At 37.2% G+C, this 19,650-nt stretch carries 18 protein-coding genes; 7 read left to right on the top strand and 11 right to left on the bottom strand.

What is annotated here, in order from left to right; translation table 11 throughout:
- Nucleotides 1–86: 86 nt before the first annotated feature.
- From IX38_RS06255 to IX38_RS06235, 5 genes are all read right to left on the bottom strand, one after another.
- Nucleotides 87–1,118, bottom strand: a complete 1,032-nt coding sequence (locus IX38_RS06255; RefSeq protein WP_034702937.1) for an AAA family ATPase — start codon at nucleotides 1,116–1,118, stop codon at nucleotides 87–89.
- 119 nt (nucleotides 1,119–1,237) lie between these two features.
- Nucleotides 1,238–2,395, bottom strand: coding sequence for a hypothetical protein (locus IX38_RS06250; protein WP_034702936.1), 1,158 nt, complete (start codon nucleotides 2,393–2,395; stop codon nucleotides 1,238–1,240).
- Between the two features lie 15 nt (nucleotides 2,396–2,410).
- On the bottom strand, nucleotides 2,411–3,208 hold the full coding sequence (locus tag IX38_RS06245; protein ID WP_034702934.1) for a hypothetical protein: 798 nt from the start codon (nucleotides 3,206–3,208) through the stop codon (nucleotides 2,411–2,413).
- Nucleotides 3,201–4,160 (bottom strand): DUF4013 domain-containing protein, encoded by a 960-nt coding sequence (locus tag IX38_RS06240; protein WP_228377918.1) that lies wholly within the window; start codon nucleotides 4,158–4,160, stop codon nucleotides 3,201–3,203. Before IX38_RS06240 ends, IX38_RS06245 begins: the two co-directional genes overlap by 8 nt.
- Complete coding sequence (locus IX38_RS06235; protein ID WP_034703154.1) at nucleotides 4,147–5,130, bottom strand: stage II sporulation protein M; 984 nt, start codon at nucleotides 5,128–5,130, stop codon at nucleotides 4,147–4,149. Before IX38_RS06235 ends, IX38_RS06240 begins: the two co-directional genes overlap by 14 nt.
- Nucleotides 5,131–5,157: 27 nt before the next feature.
- On the opposite strand from IX38_RS06235, the gene IX38_RS06230 reads away from it, so the two are divergent.
- Nucleotides 5,158–5,907, top strand: coding sequence for an RDD family protein (locus tag IX38_RS06230; protein WP_034702932.1), 750 nt, complete (start codon nucleotides 5,158–5,160; stop codon nucleotides 5,905–5,907).
- 175 nt (nucleotides 5,908–6,082) lie between these two features.
- Entirely contained in the window at nucleotides 6,083–6,373 is a 291-nt protein-coding gene (locus IX38_RS06225; protein ID WP_034702931.1) for a GNAT family N-acetyltransferase, read from the top strand.
- On the opposite strand, the gene IX38_RS06220 is transcribed toward IX38_RS06225, so the two are convergent.
- From IX38_RS06220 to smpB, 5 genes are all read right to left on the bottom strand, one after another.
- Nucleotides 6,362–7,333: a glycosyltransferase family protein gene (locus tag IX38_RS06220; protein ID WP_034702928.1), complete on the bottom strand. Its 972-nt coding sequence runs from the start codon at nucleotides 7,331–7,333 to the stop codon at nucleotides 6,362–6,364. The two genes, IX38_RS06225 and IX38_RS06220, sit on opposite strands and share 12 nt — an antisense overlap.
- On the bottom strand, nucleotides 7,334–8,158 hold the full coding sequence (locus tag IX38_RS06215) for a UDP-2,3-diacylglucosamine diphosphatase (protein WP_034702926.1): 825 nt from the start codon (nucleotides 8,156–8,158) through the stop codon (nucleotides 7,334–7,336).
- A 57-nt stretch (nucleotides 8,159–8,215) separates the two neighbouring features.
- Nucleotides 8,216–8,956 (bottom strand): YebC/PmpR family DNA-binding transcriptional regulator, encoded by a 741-nt coding sequence (locus IX38_RS06210; protein WP_034702924.1) that lies wholly within the window; start codon nucleotides 8,954–8,956, stop codon nucleotides 8,216–8,218.
- Nucleotides 8,957–9,050: 94 nt separating this feature from the next.
- On the bottom strand, nucleotides 9,051–10,547 hold the full coding sequence (locus IX38_RS06205) for an OmpA family protein (RefSeq protein ID WP_034702921.1): 1,497 nt from the start codon (nucleotides 10,545–10,547) through the stop codon (nucleotides 9,051–9,053).
- Nucleotides 10,548–10,624: 77 nt separating this feature from the next.
- A complete protein-coding gene (smpB, locus tag IX38_RS06200) occupies nucleotides 10,625–11,083 on the bottom strand; it encodes an SsrA-binding protein SmpB (RefSeq protein ID WP_034702920.1) in 459 nt (152 codons plus the stop codon).
- Nucleotides 11,084–11,274: 191 nt separating this feature from the next.
- On the opposite strand from smpB, the gene IX38_RS06195 reads away from it, so the two are divergent.
- Nucleotides 11,275–12,897 carry an ABC-F family ATP-binding cassette domain-containing protein gene (locus tag IX38_RS06195; RefSeq protein WP_034702918.1) on the top strand — a complete coding sequence of 541 codons (1,623 nt, stop codon included), beginning with the start codon at nucleotides 11,275–11,277 and terminating at the stop codon, nucleotides 12,895–12,897.
- Nucleotides 12,898–12,982: 85 nt separating this feature from the next.
- Here the strand turns inward: IX38_RS06195 and IX38_RS06190 are convergent, their stop codons facing one another.
- A complete protein-coding gene (locus tag IX38_RS06190) occupies nucleotides 12,983–13,795 on the bottom strand; it encodes a M48 family metallopeptidase (protein WP_034703153.1) in 813 nt (270 codons plus the stop codon).
- A 110-nt stretch (nucleotides 13,796–13,905) separates the two neighbouring features.
- On the opposite strand from IX38_RS06190, the gene recJ reads away from it, so the two are divergent.
- The 4 genes from recJ (at nucleotide 13,906) to IX38_RS06170 (ending at nucleotide 19,602) form a co-directional block, all read left to right on the top strand.
- A complete protein-coding gene (gene recJ, locus IX38_RS06185; RefSeq protein WP_034702916.1) occupies nucleotides 13,906–15,618 on the top strand; it encodes a single-stranded-DNA-specific exonuclease RecJ in 1,713 nt (570 codons plus the stop codon).
- Between the two features lie 42 nt (nucleotides 15,619–15,660).
- Nucleotides 15,661–16,245: a nicotinate (nicotinamide) nucleotide adenylyltransferase gene (gene nadD / locus IX38_RS06180; protein ID WP_034702915.1), complete on the top strand. Its 585-nt coding sequence runs from the start codon at nucleotides 15,661–15,663 to the stop codon at nucleotides 16,243–16,245.
- An 84-nt stretch (nucleotides 16,246–16,329) separates the two neighbouring features.
- A complete protein-coding gene (locus IX38_RS06175; RefSeq protein WP_034702913.1) occupies nucleotides 16,330–16,668 on the top strand; it encodes a DUF3817 domain-containing protein in 339 nt (112 codons plus the stop codon).
- A 666-nt stretch (nucleotides 16,669–17,334) separates the two neighbouring features.
- Nucleotides 17,335–19,602: an outer membrane beta-barrel family protein gene (locus IX38_RS06170; protein ID WP_034703152.1), complete on the top strand. Its 2,268-nt coding sequence runs from the start codon at nucleotides 17,335–17,337 to the stop codon at nucleotides 19,600–19,602.
- The last annotated feature ends 48 nt before the right edge of the window (nucleotides 19,603–19,650 follow it).

Here is a 19,650-nt window from a genome sequence, read left to right as displayed (position 1 = left end):
TATATCATGATTAGATTATTGTTGCTAGTTGGTCAACCGGACCTCTATCACCTTTTACCTGCAACCTTTTACCTGCTATCTGCAACCTATCTGGGAATCTCTATTCCTTCTAAAATCTGACGTATAATTTCATCTGCTGTAAGGCCTTCCATCTCTCTTTCCGGGGAAACGATCACTCTATGCCTTAATACTGCGTAACTTGCCTCTTTGATATCTTCAGGTGTTACAAAGTCTCTTCCTCTGAGTGCCGCAAAAGATTTGGAAGCCGTAAGCAGGGCCAAGGATGCTCTTGGGGAAGCACCCAGGTATAAGAACTGGTTCTCCCGTGTATTAACTATAATTTTAGCAATATATTCCATCAGCTGAGATTCTATGATGATCTCTTTTACCAGTTTCTGATAGCTTTTCAGCTGTTCTGCGGTAATAACACGGTTTACACCTTCTGTCTTGTCTTCTTTTTTACTTTCGTGCTGATTTCTTATGATGGCAATCTCCTGTTCCAGATTAGGATAACCTACATTAATTTTGAACAGAAAACGGTCCAGCTGTGCTTCGGGAAGCCTGTAAGTTCCTTCGTGTTCTATAGGATTCTGGGTGGCCACGACCAGGAATGGTTCGTCCATAATATAACGGATACCGTCCATAGTAATCTGTCTTTCTTCCATTACCTCAAAAAGCGCAGCCTGGGTTTTCGCCGGGGACCTGTTGATTTCATCAATTAATATAAAACTTGAAAATATAGGTCCTTTTTTAAATTCAAATTCAGAGTTTTTCACATTGAAAACAGAGGTTCCCAGGATATCAGAAGGCATAAGATCCGGCGTAAACTGGATCCTGCTGAAAGCCACGTCAATAGTTTTTGAAAGAAGCTTGGCGGTAATGGTTTTTGCCACCCCCGGAACACCTTCAATCAATACGTGTCCGTTGGATAAAAGGGCCGCAATAAGATGCTCGACCATGCTTTCCTGCCCTACAATAACTTTGGCTATTTCAGCTTTTACTTTATCTAAGCTGGCACGCAGCTCAATCATATCAATTCTCGATTGAAACTGGTCTTCGTTTTTATTTAAATTTATAGAACTTTGTTTTTCTAAATTCTGGTTTTCAAGGTTTTCCATAATTATATTTTTTTCAGTAAAACAATGTAAAGATTTAACAGTCAGCAGATTTTTCGTTAGCCTGTATTTCTGCCTATTCTGTTTTTATCCTGTACATTATTACCGGATTGGTATATTATTTATTTAAGGATCTCATCAAGAAGTTTGTTCATTCTCACGAGATCTTCTTTCATCACACCTGCATAAGGATCCTGCCCTTTTCTGATCAGATCTATGGCTTCATCAATCATTTCGATTGGCTTTCCTGTTTTTAAATGAAGCTTTTTAGCAAATTCCGCATCCAGATTCTGGGTATCGATCAGCAGGTCCATTCTTATTTTATTAAGAAAATACTGGGCTTTTTTAGCCATCATATCATGAAAATTTCCTTCCTGAAGATAAAGATTTCCAATACTTTTCACAAAATCTACCGAACTATTTTTCAGTGGCTCTTCAACAGGTACTATCCGCTGCTTTCTTTTCGCATTAAAGAAAATAAACAGCACAAGTCCGCCTAAAAATACCCACCAGGCATACTTCAATGCAGGATTAGAAAGGACAAATCTCATGAAGAAACGTGACACTTTGGTATCATTCTCCACAAACCAGATCGTTTCCCTATCCTGAAGATACGAAAAAACATCCTGTGTATATTTTAAGCTCCCAGGTTTTAAAAGATAATAATTGGTGAGGAAAAGCGGTTCACTGTGTACATAGATGGTTCCTTTCCCAAAGCTAACCTTAATAAAATTAGCCTGATCCGAGTTGTTTTTTTCCACTGTTTTTCCCAGCACTTCCACTTTAGGATTGATGTATGAGAATCCTCTGCCCGACGGGAATTTATCTAATTTAATAAAATCATTCTGATATGTTTTATCTGTAAGCTTCAGCACATTTTCTTCGGCAAAAGAAATATCAGCACTGTGATAGCCGATACTGTCCGAGATATCTTTCGGAACACGGCTCATTAAGATCATGGCATCTGAACCGTTTGATACCTGGTCCAGGATTTTCTTCCAGGATTCCTTATCCAGATCTTTTTCTATAACGATGATATTGTGTGGGGCCTTTTTCCGCTGGCTATAATATTCATAAGGTGCCTGTTCGGTTTTTTTCAGATTATTTTTAAAGAGATCTTTTGCTTCATTATTAAAAACGAACAGGCCGAAAGGAGATTTCTCATTAATATCAAAATTTTTGCGCCAGTTTGTCGTTTCTTTTTTATTGACTTCAAGCAACGCCAGAATAACCATCACAACGATGAATATCACAGCATATATTTTGAAGGTTTTTTTCATGGTTTAATGGTTTAATTACAGTTTAAATGACTGATATCGGTTTTTAAATTTCAGGTAATTCTTTTCGTTAATGCTGAACTCTCCGTACCAAACATAATCGAAAATATAAGCAAGCCCGGTAAATTCATCTTTCAGGTTTGCGTCTTTGAGTTCTACAGCATAGTCTTTATTCGTTTTTTCAGGATTCCAGTTGATCAGTTTTTTATCACTCAGCTTTTTAAGGATAAACAGGAACTGGTAACGGACTGCAGAACGGTAATCTTCTTCCCTTTCAAATTTCGCAATGCTCTCAGGAAAATTAATCTCGTGGATATTTTCATGAAGCTCTTCTGCATTGATGTCTACTTTTTTGTTTTTCTTACCGAAGAAAAGGTTTCCGTCTTTCCCCATTAAATATTTAATGATGAAATAAAGAAGAAATCCTACCAGAATAATAGCAAAAAGGCGGATAAGAATGGTTGTAATCTTTGCAGAATTTGTAAACGCCGTTTCTCCGAAAATGCTCTGAAAGATCTTATCTATCCTCCTCATAAGTTTCTGGAAGAAAGATTCCCGCGGCTTGGAAACCGAATAATCAAATTCATTTCCTTTGTATCTGGACTGAAGATTTTCCCTGAACTTTTTTGGATAAACCGTATTTTCCGAAACAGGCTTCAGGATGAGCACAGAATCTGCACGGAGCATATTTCTGTAATGTCCCGTTTGCAGAGAATCTACGATATAATCTTCCACCGTACCGCTTCCATCGTCATCCTGCGCATGAACAGGAACAATGGAGAAAAAAAGCAGCAGAAAAAAAAGGAATTTATTCATTAATACCGATGGTTTCTATTTCTTCAAGTTCAGCTTTCTGGTGAAGATCTGTCCTGCTGTCATAATACATCAGTCCTGTATTGATATACATCAGATTGGAAAGAAATAATGATACAAGCATTGATATTCCATAGAATATAAAGAAAATAATTCCCGCTGTTCCTGTGAACGGATTTTCTTCAAGATTTCCATTGGGAGTGGATGTTAAAAGTGACCCGTAAACAAAGAACATCGGAATAAATGTAAATACTGAAGTAATCATGTACATAATGATGAACATGATAATAGATCCTCCCCAATATTTCCAGTATGGGGATTTTTCGCTCCCGTTCGGGTAGGAAAACTGGGATCTTATAGAGTAACTCAAGCTTTCTATAAAGCCTCTTTTCGTATTAAAATAATCATACATCAGAAATGACGAAACATTGAAAGCTGTAGGATAAACAAGCAGCATCAGGAAAAAGCCAATGATAATCAGCATCAATAAATAGGAAAATCCCACCAGAATCATCACTATAGGGAATACGATAAACATCATTCCTATACACATTTTAACAATTCTTCCCGCATTTCTTTTAAAGTCACCCAGGATCTCATCTGCTTTTACCTTCTGGGCTCCTTCCGCAATCCTTTTCATATAGAAAACGGGGTACAGATAGTTGACTATTCCCAAAATGACAAAGAGTACAAAAACCAGTATTCCGGCAGAGATCAGCATTCCTGCATTTTCTGAAAAATACCTTTCAAAATAGTAGCTTTCCCCACTGACATTGGAACCGATAAGCTGTCCCAAGATTTCTCTAAAGCCAAAAATCACCACGGCAACCGTTAAAATTAACAGCAGCCCGTTGATCAGGATATAGTTTTTTAAATAATTTTTTCCGTATAATTTGAAAAAATTAAAACTGTCACTGATGAATGCTCCAAATTCTCTTTTTTTATAAAACTGCATGATTGTTGTGATTATTAATTTTTTTATGAACCACCGACGGATAAACAAAGTAGTAAAATCCTATAATGGCAAGTGAACTGATTATTATGGCCAGATTGATCACCAGCGGCATTTTCAAGGCATGTCTTGTCACATAACCTTCGATAATTCCTGCACAAATGGTAAACGGAATAGTACTTAGGAAAATTTTAAAAGAGTCTTTAAAACCACTTTTAAAGGAATTAAACCTTGAAAAGGTCTTCGGGAACAGAATACTCGCTCCCAGGATGAGACCACACATGGCCTCTACGACCATTGCAAAGATTTCGAAAACCCCGTGAAGCCAGATTCCTCTCGCACTGTCTTTCAAAGCTCCGTAATCATAGAAAAAATATTGGAAGGACCCCAGCATAACGCTGTTGGAAAGCAGGGCAAACAGGGTTCCCACCCCTCCGGAGATTCCGTAGATATAGAGCTTCGCCCCCACTCCAATATTATTAAAAATGATTCCGATGGTGCTTCCCCATGTAGAACCGCTCTGATAAACCCCTACTGCATTCCCTTTTTTAATATTCTCTATGGTTTCGTTTACGTAGTCTTCTCCAAGGATAATATTGGCAAAATCTTTATCATACGCCCCGGAAAGCACACCGATTGAAGTAAACAGGATGAAGAACAGAAAAGCATATAAAAGATATCTCCGGTACTGATATACCAATAGAGGAACTTCTGTTCTGAAGAAATAAATCAGTCGGTTCTCCTCCACTCTTTTGGTTTTATAGATTTTCTGGAATATCTGGGAAGACAGATGATTGAGATATACTGTTGTATTACTTTTAGGATAATAGGTCTGCGCAAATGAAAGATCATTGATGAGATTGATATACAACGAAGACAGGTCATCAGGATTTTTTTTTATTTTCCCTTGAATAACCTGTTCGATTCCCAACCATTTTTCTTTATTTTGTTTAATGAAATAAACTTCTCTCATAATTGTAAGGCTAAAATAATAAAAATTATGTCTCAAATTGCGATAAATACCTCACAAAATGTAAATATTAACTTTAATATTGCAAGTCTTGGGGAAAGAATGCTCGCTTTCATTATCGATCTTTTGATAAAGGTTGCTTATGTGGTGATTGTATTCTATCTTTTCTTCAACATTTTTGATCTTGGATATTTACTGGCAGGACTGGATCAATGGTCTGTTATGGCTGTTTATATTGTTCTTACATTTCCGGTTTATATTTATCCTGTTGTCCTGGAAAGCCTTATGGAAGGCCAGACCCCTGGGAAAAAACTCATGAAGATCCGCGTAGTAAAAATTGACGGCTACCAGGCGAGTTTCGGCGATTATCTGATCCGGTGGATGTTCAGGCTGATCGATACTTCAGCAGTGGGTGTAATAGGTCTCATTTCTATGATCGTTTCTAAAAACAACCAGCGTCTGGGCGATATTGCTTCCGGTACAGCAGTGATTTCTTTAAAAAACAATATCAATATCTCCCATACCATCCTGGAAAATATTAATGAGGGCTATGTTCCGTCATTTCCTCAGGTCATTGCGTTAAGTGATAATGATATGCGGATCATCAAGGATAATTATACCAAAGCTCTGAAATCAGACGACCGCCAGATCATCAGCAAACTTTCGGATAAGATCAAAAGCATCTTAAAGCTGGATATAGATTCGAAAAAGATGACTGAAAGACAGTTTATCAATGTAGTGATCAAAGACTACAATTACTATACAGGGAAAGATAATTAGTCGTTGCTTTCAATTGTGAATGGTGAATTTTATCTTATTCTGGCTAACCGCTCATTTAAATTTTGTCGAATTAAAAAATTGACTGCAACGCAAATTCACCATTTCCAATTCACTATTTACAATAGCAATTATCCGACGGTGCAATTTTTGTATCTTTAAAGCAAAGCTTTGAATTATGAGATTTGAAAACAATAAATCAGGAAACGGTGGCGTAATTACACTGAACAATGAAATAAAAGAAGTTGGAAGACTGACATATACTATTTTCCCGGAAGAAAATAAATTTATCATTTCTTTTGTGCTGGTACATCCGGAATTTGAAGGCCGGGGAATGGGAAAATACCTGGTTGAGGAAGCTATAAAATTTGCCAGAGAAAACAGCTGGAAAGTATATCCCCACTGTTCTTACGCAAGAGCTGTCATGACCAGAATGAGTGATGTGGATGATGTTTTTTTAAAGAATTAAAACCTCATTGACCAGAATTTCCTCAATATCATCCGGATAATCTACTTTTAAGTGATGATCTGAAGCAACCCATTGCGTGATCTCCTGAAGGTTTAATACTTTAGAATTAGGGATTCCCATAAGATCCAAGGCACTGGCATTACATTCCTGTTCATATTGATTATGAATAGGAATCACAAACAGTTTTTTATCCAGGAAAAGTGCTTCTGCCGGGGTTTCAAAGCCTGCATTGCATAAGATGCCGTCGCAGCTTTCAAAGTATTTCAGGTACTGAACTTCGTCGATAGGGAAAACTTCTACATTTTTTACTTTAACCTGTACTTTGCTGTGTTTTGAAAACACTTTCCACTGTACAGGAATCTCCTGTAAAACCTTTATGATATTCTCATCTGCAAAACTGGGAAGATAAACAAGGTAATACCCTTTCTTATCCGGATTAAGGTTTCGGATCTTATGCCTGATCACAGGTTTCTTGATCTGAGGATGATAATTTTCAAAATGAAACCCGATTTTTCTTTCGCTGGGAACGTAATATTTCAGGATCAACTCACCCAGAAAATCTTTCTTTTCAGGTTTCGGTGTTTCGGCAAAACTCATAGAAGCCTGATGACTCAGTTCAATCATGGGTAATTTTTTCAGTTTCCCGGCCCATCCTGTCAGAGGTTCATAATCATTGATGATCAGATCATATTGGAAAAGCTCCAGTTCGCGGATTGTTTTTAGAGCTTCCAGAAATTTATTTTCAGTAAATGTTTTGCGGTAGGATAAACCGCCCGTTTTGTTATAAAGAAGGGAAATGCCTTTGTATTGAAAGTTAATGTCAAAATCAGCTTTTAACTGTGACTGGTGACCACTGATCAATGTGTCAACTGAAGCATATTTTTTGAGGATAGGAATAATTTCCTGCGCTCTGGCAACATGTCCGTTTCCTGTCCCTTGAAATGCATACAGTACTTTCATTTAAGAAAAATTAGTTACTATTTTCAGAAGTTCAGAGTTGTCCATCTCCTGGATCTCTTCTGCTTCGTCGTCTTTAAGTGAATCTTTGTGATCGTCATAATAAAATATTTTCCATTCCTTATCGTGGTATTCGAGAGCTGACAGGTTTTCGATCCAGTCTCCGGAATTCAGATAAGTACATGATCCTTTTTTAGTAATGACTTCACGGATCTGGGGCTGGTGGATATGTCCGCAGATCACATAATCATAATGGTTATCAATAGCCAATTCGGAAGCAGTCAGTTCAAAATCCCCGATATATTTAACCGCTTTTTTTACATTATTTTTGATTTTTTTGGAAAATGAATATTTCTCTTTGCCCATTTTCTCTAAAAACCAATTGACAAGATTATTGATGACAATCAGAAGATCATAACCTTTTCCGCCCAGTTTCGCGATCCATTTGGAATGTTGAACAGATGCATCAAAAACATCTCCATGAAATATCCAGGTCTTCTTCTGATCAATATCAAGACATATCTTATTGCAGACCTTCAGTTTTCCCAATTCAAAATCCGTAAACTTACGGAACATTTCATCGTGATTGCCTGTAATATAATAGACCTGTGTATTTTTAGTAGCCAGTGAAAGGATTTTTTTGATCACTTTCAGATGAGGTTTAGGGAAGTAAGACTTTTTAAACTGCCAGATATCAATAATATCACCGTTCAAAACTAATGTTTTGGGCTGTATAGAATTGAGATACCGTAACAGCTCTTTAGCCTTACATCCATAAGTTCCCAAATGAACATCCGATATCACAACTAACTCAACGTCTCTTTTCATAGTTTTATACAAAGAAACTAATTGAAAATTAACTGTATATGAATGCTATATTATTTTTTACAGTGAGTTCATCAGATCGTCTGTAATTTCCATATTATGGTAAACGTTCTGTACATCATCATCTTCTTCAAAACGCTCAAGCATTTTCATATTGGCTTTGAACTGCTCTTCGTTTACTTCTTTGGTGTTGTTCGGAATTCTCTGAAGTTCTGCGCTTTTTGCTTCAATTCCCAATTCATCCAATTTATGCGACAATGAACCGAAATCTTCAAAAGCCGTTGTAATCATTACTTCATCCTCATCTTTTTCCACATCTTCAGCACCACCATCAATCATTTCCATTTCAAAATCGTCCCAATCCATTTTGACCTGGGATAAATCCAGACTGAAAATTCCTTTTCTATCGAAGATAAAAGCTAATTCACCATTCTTACCGAGGTTACCATCAAACTTATTGAAAATAGCCCTTACATTGGCTACGGTTCTTGTGGTATTGTTGGTTGTACATTCAACAAAGAAAGCAACGCCTCCCTGTCCGTATCCTTCGTAAGTAATTTCTTCATAGTTTTCCGCATCGGCACCACTTGCTTTTTTGATGGCTCTTTCTACGTTGTCTTTGGGCATGTTTGCACCCTTGGCATTCTGGATACATCTTCTTAAAGCAGGGTTAGCTTCAGGATCCGTTCCTCCGGCTTTTACGGCCAGCGCTATATCTTTACCGATTTTAGAGAAAGTCTTGGCCATTTTATCCCATCGGGCCATTTTAGAAGCTTTTCTATATTCAAATGCTCTTCCCATTTTATTTTTTAAATTTTCAACAAAATTAACTAAAAGTCAACAAAAAAAAAATACCCCCAAAGAATTGGAGGTATTTATTATTTAGAAAAATTAATTATTTTTTCTTTTTAGCTGAAGCTTTTTTCTTAGCCGGAGCTTTTTTCTTAGCTACTGCCTTTTTCTTAACTGGAGCATCTACGTAATCTTTCTTAGAGATTGCATTCCACTCGTTAGCATCTTCAACAGCAGTTACAACAACTTTTCTGTCAGCTTGTCTTTCTGCATCAGAAGCTTTATCAGAAACTGTAGCTTTAGTTTCACCAACACCGATTGATTTAAGAGCGTTAGTATCTACACCTCTAACTTCTAAAGCAGCAACTACTGAAGCAGCTCTTTCTCTAGATAATTTCAAGTTGTAATCAGCAGATCCTTTAGCATCTGTTTGACCTTCAACTAGGTAGTTACCACCGTCAGTTTTGATGATTTTAGCAGCATTGTCTAGTTTTGCGCTAGATTCTGGTCTGATAGTCGCTTTATTGAAGTCAAAGAAGATACCTTTAAGAGCTTCTGTTGTTTCAATAGCAGTTTGTTTCTTAGGCTTAGGACATCCGTTGTATTCTGGAAGACCTGGAACTGTAGGACAAGCGTCATCTTTATCTAAGATTCCGTCACCGTCTGTATCTGGCCAAGGACAACCGTTGTTTTCAGCAGGACCTGCTACTGTAGGACAAGCATCATCTTTATCGATAACACCGTCACCATCTGTATCTGGCCAAGGACAACCGTTGTTTTCAACCGGACCAGCTACTTCTGGACATTGATCGTCTTTATCTGGAACACCGTCACCGTCAGTATCAGGACATCCCTGGAATTCTGGTAAACCTGGTGTATCCGGACATAAATCGTCTTTATCTAAGATACCATCCTTATCTCTATCTCTGTTACCGAATCTGAATAAGATTGATGCAGAAGCTTGCCAGAAGTTAGCAACTGTAGATTTATCTCCCGGAGTTGATACATAATCTCCCTGAACACCAAGACCGAAGTTCTTAGTTACCCAGAAGTTAGCACCAGCACCTGTAGAAACTGTAAAGTGGTTAGCTTTACCGTTTTCGTTACCACCATCTCCGTTAGAAACAGATTCACCTTTGTAATCGTTTCTTGGGAAAGTAAGAGCAGTATAATCATGTCTTAGGTAGTTAGCACCAACTCTCAAATATGGATCGAACCAAGATTCTTCATTCCATAGAAGACCAGCTGCTTTAGCCTGGAAACCAAGACCTGTCATTAGGAAAAACTCTTTTCCCATGTTGAATCTCTTATTATCTACATTACCTACGGAAGTCTGCCAGTCGATAACTAAACCTTTACCGATGTTTCTAGCAACTGTTAATTTAGATAATGGAGGCGTAATAGAGAAGTTGTTCATATTGAACATCGTCTTCGTTAAATTATTAGCAGAGAACGTGTTACCGAATTGCGTCTGTGCTGCCTTATGGTTTTCCGCATGAGCACCAACTCCGATTAACCACGGATTATTGGTAGTCTGCGCAAAGACAGTAGAGGCAACAGTAAGCGCCAATGCTGAAATTCCTAATTTTAGATTTTTCATAGAATTAAATGATTAAATAATTGATAATGCAAAATAAATATAATTTTTCTTTATATACAAAGTTTTTTGAATGATTTTTAACTTTTCTTTAATATTCTGTCCAGGTTACGTTTATTTTCTCTATCTTTTATTGCTTCCCTTTTATCAAAGAGTTTTTTCCCTCTGGCAAGCGAAATCAGCACCTTGGCTTTACCCTTGTCCGTGATATATAATTTAAGAGGTATAATTGTGTTACCGGCATCCTTTAACTTTTTTTCAAGTTTCTGCAATTCTTTTTTGTGCAACAGCAATTTCCGTTCCCTTTTTGTTTTGTGATTGTAAAAAGTTCCCAGTTTATACTCATCAATCATCATATTAATAATGTATAACTCCCCGTCAATAAACTGACAGAAGGATTCTGTAATAGATGCTTTGGATGAGCGTAAAGATTTTATTTCTGTACCCGTCAAAACCATCCCTGCTTCAAATTCTTCAAGGATTTCATATTCAAAACGGGCTCTTCTGTTTAATATACTTACTGTTTTTTCGATCTTCATTTGTAAAATTCGTGGTTATATAGACCGGGTTTATGCCTCAATCTTTCATTAAATCGTCCCTTCAGGACGCTTCTTTATTATTTCGTTTATGAAATATAGAAAAAATACCCCATATTTAAAAACTTGACTATTACATTATTACGAAATACCCAAATTCTTTTCGTATTTTTGCGCCAAATTTACAAAACTATATGTTAACAGTATCTAACTTATCTTTACAATTCGGGAAAAGAATTCTTTTTGATGATGTAAACATCATGTTTACGAAAGGAAACTGCTACGGAATCATCGGGGCAAATGGTGCAGGAAAGTCTACATTCCTTAAAATATTAACAGGAAAGCAGGATCCAACGACAGGACATGTATCTCTGGAACCAGGGAAAAGAATGTCAGTTTTGGAGCAGGATCACTTTGCATACGATCAATATACTGTTCTGGAAACTGTTTTAAGAGGAAATACAAAATTATTTGAAATAAAAGAAGAGATGGACGCTTTGTACGCCAAAGAGGATTTCTCTGATGAAGACGGTATCAAAGCAGGTGAACTTGGTGTAGTTTACGATGAAATGGGAGGCTGGAACTCAGAATCTGATGCTCAGACCATGCTTTCTAACGTAGGAATCAAAGACGGTATGCATTGGCAGATGATGAGCGAACTGGAAAATCAGGACAAAGTAAAAGTTCTTTTGGCCCAGGCTCTTTTCGGAAATCCTGATGTATTGATCCTGGATGAACCTACGAATGACCTTGACATCGAAACGATTGCCTGGTTGGAAAATTTCCTTGCAGATTATGAAAATACCGTAATTGTTGTATCTCACGACCGTCACTTCTTAGATACGGTGTGTACGCACATCGGAGATTTGGATTATGCTAAATTAAATCTTTATACAGGTAACTACTCTTTCTGGTATCAGGCTTCTCAATTGGCAACAAGACAAAGAGCCCAGGCTAACAAGAAAGCTGAGGAGAAGAAAAAAGAGCTTCAGGATTTCATCGCGAGATTTAGTTCAAACGTTGCAAAAGCTAAACAGGCAACTGCAAGAAAGAAAATGATCGATAAATTAAACATTGATGATATTAAACCATCATCAAGAAGATATCCTGCGATTATTTTCGAAATGGAAAGAGAAGCCGGAGATCAGATCCTGGATGTAAAAGGTCTTGAAAAAACCAAAGACGGAGAATTATTGTTCTCCAACATCGATCTTAACCTTAAAAAAGGAGATAAGGTAGCTGTACTTTCTAAAAACTCTTTAGCCATCACAGAATTTTTCGAAATCCTGGCAGGAAATACCGAGGCAGATAAAGGAAGTGTTAATTGGGGCGTTACAACTAACCAGTCTCATATGCCTTTAGATAATACTAAATTCTTCCAGGAAGATATCAGCCTGGTAGACTGGTTGAGACAATTCACTAAAAATGATGAAGAGCGTCACGAAGAATTTGTAAGAGGATTCCTGGGAAGAATGCTGTTTTCAGGTGATGAGGCTTTAAAATCCTGTAAAGTACTTTCAGGAGGTGAAAAAATGAGATGTATGTTCAGCAGAATGATGCTTCAGAAAGCCAACGTTCTTTTGCTTGATGAGCCTACTAACCACTTAGACCTGGAAAGTATCACAACATTGAACAACTCGTTGTCTAACTTCAAAGGAAATCTTTTATTGTCATCTCATGACCATGAAATGCTTCAGACAGTCTGTAACAGGATTATCGAGCTTACGCCAACAGGAATCATCGACAGAGAAATGACGTACGATGAATATCTTGCTGACAAAAAAGTAAAAGAAATCAGAGAAAAAATGTATTCTTAATTTTTTAAGATCACATTAAAATTCAGTATAAAAGAAATTCCTCAAAGACAACTTTGAGGAATTTCTATTTTAAATGAAGATTGAATTATTTTGTAAGCTTCGTTTTAGGAATACTTACCGTTCCCGGATCTTTCCATAAACCATCTTTTTCTGCTCTCTTCTTAATCGCCTGAGCTCTTTTTTCGCTGTCAGGGTGAGAGTTGAACATTTTCTGAAAACCAGTCTGAGTACTTCCTTCCGAAAGCAAAGCCAGCTTTTTGAATGCAGTATACGCTCCTACTACATTGTACTTATTAGCTTTCATGAAATCATAAGAATACGTATCCGCTTCAGATTCCTGTTTTTTGCTGTGTGAAGCATCCAGGAAAGCATTGGCCATCTGTCCTATCTGGCTGTCATTCAACGCTGCCACTGTTCCTGAAGCAGATGATGCCGCATCCAGTGCAGCTGCCTTAAGATAAGCAGATTTAATAGCGTCTTTCGTGTCCTGATTTTTTACGTGTCCTATCTCATGCCCGATTACTGCTAATATTTCATCATCCGTCATGATATCCATTAATGAAGAAAACACACGAACACTTCCGTCTGCACAAGCAAAAGCATTGATATCTTTTACTTTGTAAACTTTATAGTTCAAAGCAAGCCCGTCCTGGGATTTGTGCTTTCCGAAAAGCCTGTTAAGTCTTACCGTATAAGGATCTTTAGGACCTGCAACAGGGTTGTTCTTGTCCATCCAGTCAACGGATTCTTTTGACAGTTTCACGGCATCTTCATTGGTAAACGTAAGGGCTTTTGCTCCTTTCGAAACAATACCTGCAGCTTTTCCAAGGTTAATTTTCTGTGCTGATACAGCATTCATGGCCCCTAAGAATAGAAGGCATAGAGTAATTTTTCTCATAATCATTTTTAATTTGGACCGCGAAGATATAATTTTTTTTTCAACAATCAGCAGATCAAGTTCATCCTTAATCATTTCAGAATGCTATTTTTTTTCCTTATTTTTGTGAAATGAGTCAGAAATGGATTTACAAGCCCGAGCCCGATGAGGAAGTTGTGGACAGATTAAGTTCGTCACTTGGTTTTGGTACTTTTGAATCTAAACTCCTCGTTTTAAGAGGAATTGACAATTATCAAAAGGCCAGAGAATTCTTTAAACCCAACCTCAACGATATACACAGCCCGTTTTTAATGGCAGATATGCAGAAAGCCGTAGAACGCATTGCAACTGCAATTGAAAATGGTGAAAAAATACTGGTTTACGGAGATTATGATGTAGACGGAACTACGGCTGTCGCTTTGATGTACCTATACCTCAGCAAAATTGTTGAGAAAAAATATTTAGATTATTATATTCCAGACAGGAATTCTGAAGGATACGGAATTTCTACCGAAGGTATTGATTTTGCCAAAGCAAACGGTTTTTCGCTGATCATTGCCCTGGACTGCGGTATCAAAGCTACCGACATGATCAAATACGCCCAGGACAAGGGGATTGATTTTATTATCTGCGACCATCACCTTCCGGGTGATGAGATTCCCAACGCGGTAGCTGTTCTGGATCCGAAGAGAAACGACTGCAGATATCCTTTTAAAGAACTTTCAGGATGTGGTGTGGGCTTCAAACTCTGCCAGGGACTGAATACGATCTATAAAATTCCTGAAGCTGAATTATTTGAGCTTACAGACCTGCTGGCCATTTCCATAGCGGCAGATATTGTTTCCATGACCGGAGAAAACAGGGTCCTGGCTAAAATGGGATTAAAAGTGCTGAGAAAAACAAGAAATCTTGGATTAAGACTGCTGATTCCTGAAGATAAGCTGTCTCACTTTGAAATTTCAAACATTGTTTTTGAAATCGCTCCGAAAATTAATGCCGCAGGAAGAATTTCACAGGGAAAAGCAGCAGTAGAACTTATGGTTTCCGATAACCTGAAACATGCCAACCAGATTGTCAGCGACATTATGGATCTTAATGATGAAAGGCGTGAACTTGATATGAATTCCACCCTTTCTGCTTTGAACCAGATTGTAGAATCACAGCAGCAAACGAAGCATTCCACCATTGTTTATCATCCTGAATGGAACAAAGGAGTGATCGGTATTGTAGCATCAAGACTTATCGAAACGTATTACAAACCAACTCTTGTATTCACTGACGGTAATAATGGGGAAATGGTGGCGTCTGCGAGATCCGTTTCTGATTTTGATGTGCATGAAGCACTTGATATGTGCTCTGAATATTTCCTGAAGTTCGGCGGGCATCATGCTGCTGCAGGACTTTCCATGGAAAAGGATAAATTTGAGGCTTTCAAAATAAAATTTGAGAAAATAGTCTCCGAAAAGATCCAGGAACACCAGCAGGAACCTTCCATCACCATTGATTCTGAAATTAAAGTCGATGAGATCAACAGGGACTTCATTAATTTCCACAGAAAGCTGGCTCCGTTCGGTCCCCATAATATGAAACCTATTCTTACACTGACGAACCAGAAGCTGGCCGGCTATGTAAAAACAATGGGGAAAGACAACAACCACCTGAAGTTTTACATCAAGCAGGAATCTACCGGCAGAAATATTGAATGTGTAGGCTTCAAACTTGGACAGCATGCGGAAGATTTTAAAAATAAAAATTTCGATCTTGCCTTCACTTTAGAGGAAAACCACTGGAAAGGAAATGTAACGCATTATTTGAATATAAAGGATGTGAAGTTCAGGGATTAGCCGTAGCTGCTACCTGTTACCTATCATCTATCTTAACAATCAATGAAAAAAATCGGCTTATTTTTCGGGTCTTTCAATCCGATACATATTGGACATTTAATTCTGGCGAATTACATTCTGGAAAATTCCGACATGGATGAACTGTGGTTTGTGGTAAGCCCGCAGAACCCTTTTAAGGATAAAAAATCTTTACTGAAAGATCATAACCGACTGGATATGGTACAGCTTGCCGTAAAAAGTTACCCGAAAATGAGAGCTTCCAATGTGGAGTTTTCACTTCCCAAGCCCAGCTATACTATTGACACGCTTACTTATCTTCATGAAAAGCATCCTGATTACTCTTTCAGCCTGATCATGGGTGAGGATAATCTTGACAGCCTTCACAAATGGAAAAACTCCGATATCCTGATTAAAAATCACCATATTATTGTTTACCCAAGGGTTTTTGAAGGGGAAAAGAAAGATTCGGAATATTTACAGCATGAGAATATTTCCATGATCAAAGCTCCGGTCATCGAGCTTTCTGCCACCGAGATCAGAAATATGATTAAGGAAGGGAAAAATGTACGTCCAATGCTTCCGCCGGAAGTTTTTGAATATTTGGACGGAAGCAGTTTTTATAAGTAATTTTGCGATTCAGAAAATAGGTTTTAGGAATTAGGGCTCAGGCTCGAACGAGTCACTTATAATTCATCAATTATACTTTACGGCATGGAATTTATCGAAAAATATTTCTCAAAATATCCTCAGGAAAAAATTATCAGATGGTTTAAGCAAATCTGTTTGGCTGAAGCTGTTTCATGGTTTTTTCTATTTACGGCAATGACCTGGATACGTACGGATCCGGAAGGTGTTTTCCCAATCGTATATATCAGTACTATTGGCAGTATTCACGGATTGTTTTTTACACTTTACCTGCTGTTTCTGCCTTCCATAAGAAAAATATACACCTGGGATGATGAAGACAGTGTCTTCTCTTTAATTGCCGCGTTTTTCCCTTTTGCCACTATTTGGATAGACAAAAAACTGGCCCGCTTCGACCGAGAATAACAATATAACATACAATAAGGACCATTTCGGTCCTTTTTTAAGCTGTAATTGACAAATAATTAGAGATCTCTCATTAAATATCCTGTTGATGGGAAGGTATGACTTCCGCTTGTATCAGTATAAATTCCGTTGACAGTAAAATCTATGTTCTTACCGCTCCGAAATTAATCACCTCAACAACTACGCATTGTGTATCAGGCGTAAGTTTCTTTGTACTGCACTTCTAAAATTAAAATCAGATTCAAGGTTGAATTGTGATTATTCATCTCTTAAATAAGTTTCATTTTTATAATGAAAACATTAACAATAACACGTTTAATAGTAAGTACTTTTCTTTCATATGCTAATAATTTTCAGTTTATACTAAAGTAATCGCAAAACAGATTTGACTGCTTTTTTATTAAATTTCATTACCTGTTTTTTAAATCTGATCAAATTTTAATCTGTGATGTAATAAACTTTGATGTTCAATTGTCTAATTATATAGAAAGTTAAAAGAGGTTGAATTTTTAATTCAAAATTTTACCAACTGAAAATCAGAAAGTTAAATTAACAATTAAAATATTTTAAGTACTTTGTATTGCATGATACTGTTTTTATTATATATCTTTGCAATGTTAGATAATAACAGATACAAGCTATTAAACCACTAAAAAAATAATGATCATGAAAGCTCAGATTTTAATTGCCGCCCTATTTTTCAGCGGACTGGCAGCTGCCCAGCAGACAAAAGATACTCTGAAAATAAAAAACATTGAAGCAGTCAATATCAGGAAGCAGGTTTTCAAAAAACAAAGTGACCGTTTCATCTACGATGTAGCCTCTTCCCCGATTGCCAAGGGAACCAATACATTCAATCTTTTGAAGCAGACTCCAATGATCTCCAGCATAGACGGAAAATCATTGAAGATCATGGGAAAATCTGATGTGGTGATCTACATCAACAATAAAAAAACCAATATGGATGCCGAGGCCCTGATTGAAATGCTGAAAGGAACTCCATCTGAAGATATCCAGAAAATTGAAGTGATCACCACTCCGGGAAGTGAATTCCAGGTAGAATCGAATGAAGGGGTCATCAATATTGTGATGAAAAAGAAGAAAAATGACGGCTACAACGGAACACTGAAAATGAATAATGAGCAGGCCTACTATAATAATCCTTCCGCAGGCGCTTCATTTAATTTCAGAAAAAACAAATGGTCTGTAAACTCAAACTTCAATACGGGAAGCTGGACAGGCAGAGAAAGATATACACTGTCTAATGGAGACTCTACCTTCAGAAATGAATCTTTAGGTTACAATGATGATCCTAATAAAAATCTAGGCGGAAGCATTAATATTGATTATGAGATCAATAAGAATCACAGTTTAGGGTTTACATATAACGGGAGGTATAATAAAAGCTTCAACTCTATTCTGGATGTGACAAACTGGGAAAACGGTGTTCTGAAAAACAGAACGGTGAATCATGAAAATGCACAGACCAGAAACCATTCTTTCAATTTGAATTATGAAATAAAAATGGATTCTATCGGAAGCAAGCTTACCTCCAATGTATCTTATTTATCGTTTAACAGGAATAAAATGAGCATCAACAAAAGCTATCCTCTAACGAATAGTTCTGATATTGATGAGAACAGCATTTACAGCGCATTGAGACAGTCGGTACCTCAGATCATCAACAACTATGCTGCCAACATCGACTATCTTAAAAAAACGGCCAAAGGCCATACCTGGCTGATGGGAGTAAGTTACAACAACACAAATACCGACAATGATACAAGACAGGATGTTCTGGTAGACAACAGTTTTGTGAATGACATTAACCAGACGAATCACTTTATTTATAAGGAAAGAATATTTGGGGCTTATCTGACTTATGAAAGAAAGCTGAGTGAAAAACTTTCAGGAAAAATAGGAGCCCGTTATGAAATGACCAAAAGCAGCGGTGAAATCCTGGAAAAAACAAGTTTTGACAGAAACTATAATAACCTTCTGCCCTATCTTAATCTGAATTATGCCATCAACGCAGATCATAATCTTACCTACAGTTTCTCCAGCAGAATCAGAAGACCGAGATTCTGGGAACTGAATCCTTCGAGAACCTATTTCACTCCGAATAATTATACGCAGAATAACCCATTCGTACTAGCTTCCAAGTTTTATAACCAGGAAATAAATTACATGTACAAGAATGCATTTTTTGCCAACCTTAGTTTCAATTATGTAGAGGACGCTTCAAACCAAATACCGCTTCAAGGAACGATCACAGGACCTGAAAAAGATAAGAAAGGAAATATCATATACGGCCCTAACGGGGCAACAAAATTAGTTACCACTAAATTTTTAAGATACATCAGAACTAATTATGGGAATAACAAACAGTTCGGTCTGACCTTAGGAATGAATAAATCATGGTTCAAAGAGATCTGGACAACCAACTATTCTGTGAATTTAGGATATAACATTTACAAGGGGAAAGTATTGGAAGATCCTACGACAGTTCCTGATCCATTATATACAGAAGTTGTTAGACCTTATATAATCAATTTCAAAAACTTCAATATATCCGCTAATATCAACAACAATATCCGTCTTTCTTCCAATAAGGATTGGTTCTTAGGAGTGAATTACTACTACGGCAGCAAAGTGAAAATAGAAAGCGGAACTCTTGGGGTAAGACAAAGCTTCGATGTGAGCCTAAAGAAAATTATGGGCGACTGGACCTTTGTAGCGGAAGTGTATGATGTATTCAACCAGAATTATAACAGTATCCAGGGAATACAGCCTAACGGAAGCTACAATAATGTTATGAACTTCGAATATCCAAGAATTCTGAATATCGGGGTAACGTACAACTTCGGGAACCAGAAACTGAAAAAAGCAAGAGAAATGAAATCGGCTAACGATGCTATAAAATCAAGGACTTAATTTCTACCACAAAAATAAAACAACAACCACTACCGTTTCACAGCGGCA

It is taken from the genome of Chryseobacterium luteum, assembly GCF_000737785.1.
Lineage (GTDB): Bacteria > Bacteroidota > Bacteroidia > Flavobacteriales > Weeksellaceae > Chryseobacterium > Chryseobacterium luteum.
Note: the sequence above shows the minus strand (reverse complement) of the source record. Positions and strands in the feature narration are given on the sequence as shown.

Excerpts from the sequence above, each read along its gene's own strand:
- IX38_RS06255 (WP_034702937.1), bottom strand. The coding sequence starts at position 1,118 with ATGGAAAACCTTGAAAACCAGAATTTAGAAAAACAAAGTTCTATAAAT.
- IX38_RS06250 (WP_034702936.1), bottom strand. The coding sequence starts at position 2,395 with ATGAAAAAAACCTTCAAAATATATGCTGTGATATTCATCGTTGTGATG.
- IX38_RS06245 (WP_034702934.1), bottom strand. The coding sequence starts at position 3,208 with ATGAATAAATTCCTTTTTTTTCTGCTGCTTTTTTTCTCCATTGTTCCT.
- IX38_RS06240 (WP_228377918.1), bottom strand. The coding sequence starts at position 4,160 with ATGCAGTTTTATAAAAAAAGAGAATTTGGAGCATTCATCAGTGACAGT.
- IX38_RS06235 (WP_034703154.1), bottom strand. The coding sequence starts at position 5,130 with ATGAGAGAAGTTTATTTCATTAAACAAAATAAAGAAAAATGGTTGGGA.
- IX38_RS06230 (WP_034702932.1), top strand. The coding sequence starts at position 5,158 with ATGTCTCAAATTGCGATAAATACCTCACAAAATGTAAATATTAACTTT.
- IX38_RS06225 (WP_034702931.1), top strand. The coding sequence starts at position 6,083 with ATGAGATTTGAAAACAATAAATCAGGAAACGGTGGCGTAATTACACTG.
- IX38_RS06220 (WP_034702928.1), bottom strand. The coding sequence starts at position 7,333 with ATGAAAGTACTGTATGCATTTCAAGGGACAGGAAACGGACATGTTGCC.
- IX38_RS06215 (WP_034702926.1), bottom strand. The coding sequence starts at position 8,158 with ATGAAAAGAGACGTTGAGTTAGTTGTGATATCGGATGTTCATTTGGGA.
- IX38_RS06210 (WP_034702924.1), bottom strand. The coding sequence starts at position 8,956 with ATGGGAAGAGCATTTGAATATAGAAAAGCTTCTAAAATGGCCCGATGG.
- IX38_RS06205 (WP_034702921.1), bottom strand. The coding sequence starts at position 10,547 with ATGAAAAATCTAAAATTAGGAATTTCAGCATTGGCGCTTACTGTTGCC.
- smpB (WP_034702920.1), bottom strand. The coding sequence starts at position 11,083 with ATGAAGATCGAAAAAACAGTAAGTATATTAAACAGAAGAGCCCGTTTT.
- IX38_RS06195 (WP_034702918.1), top strand. The coding sequence starts at position 11,275 with ATGTTAACAGTATCTAACTTATCTTTACAATTCGGGAAAAGAATTCTT.
- IX38_RS06190 (WP_034703153.1), bottom strand. The coding sequence starts at position 13,795 with ATGAGAAAAATTACTCTATGCCTTCTATTCTTAGGGGCCATGAATGCT.
- recJ (WP_034702916.1), top strand. The coding sequence starts at position 13,906 with ATGAGTCAGAAATGGATTTACAAGCCCGAGCCCGATGAGGAAGTTGTG.
- nadD (WP_034702915.1), top strand. The coding sequence starts at position 15,661 with ATGAAAAAAATCGGCTTATTTTTCGGGTCTTTCAATCCGATACATATT.
- IX38_RS06175 (WP_034702913.1), top strand. The coding sequence starts at position 16,330 with ATGGAATTTATCGAAAAATATTTCTCAAAATATCCTCAGGAAAAAATT.
- IX38_RS06170 (WP_034703152.1), top strand. The coding sequence starts at position 17,335 with ATGAAAGCTCAGATTTTAATTGCCGCCCTATTTTTCAGCGGACTGGCA.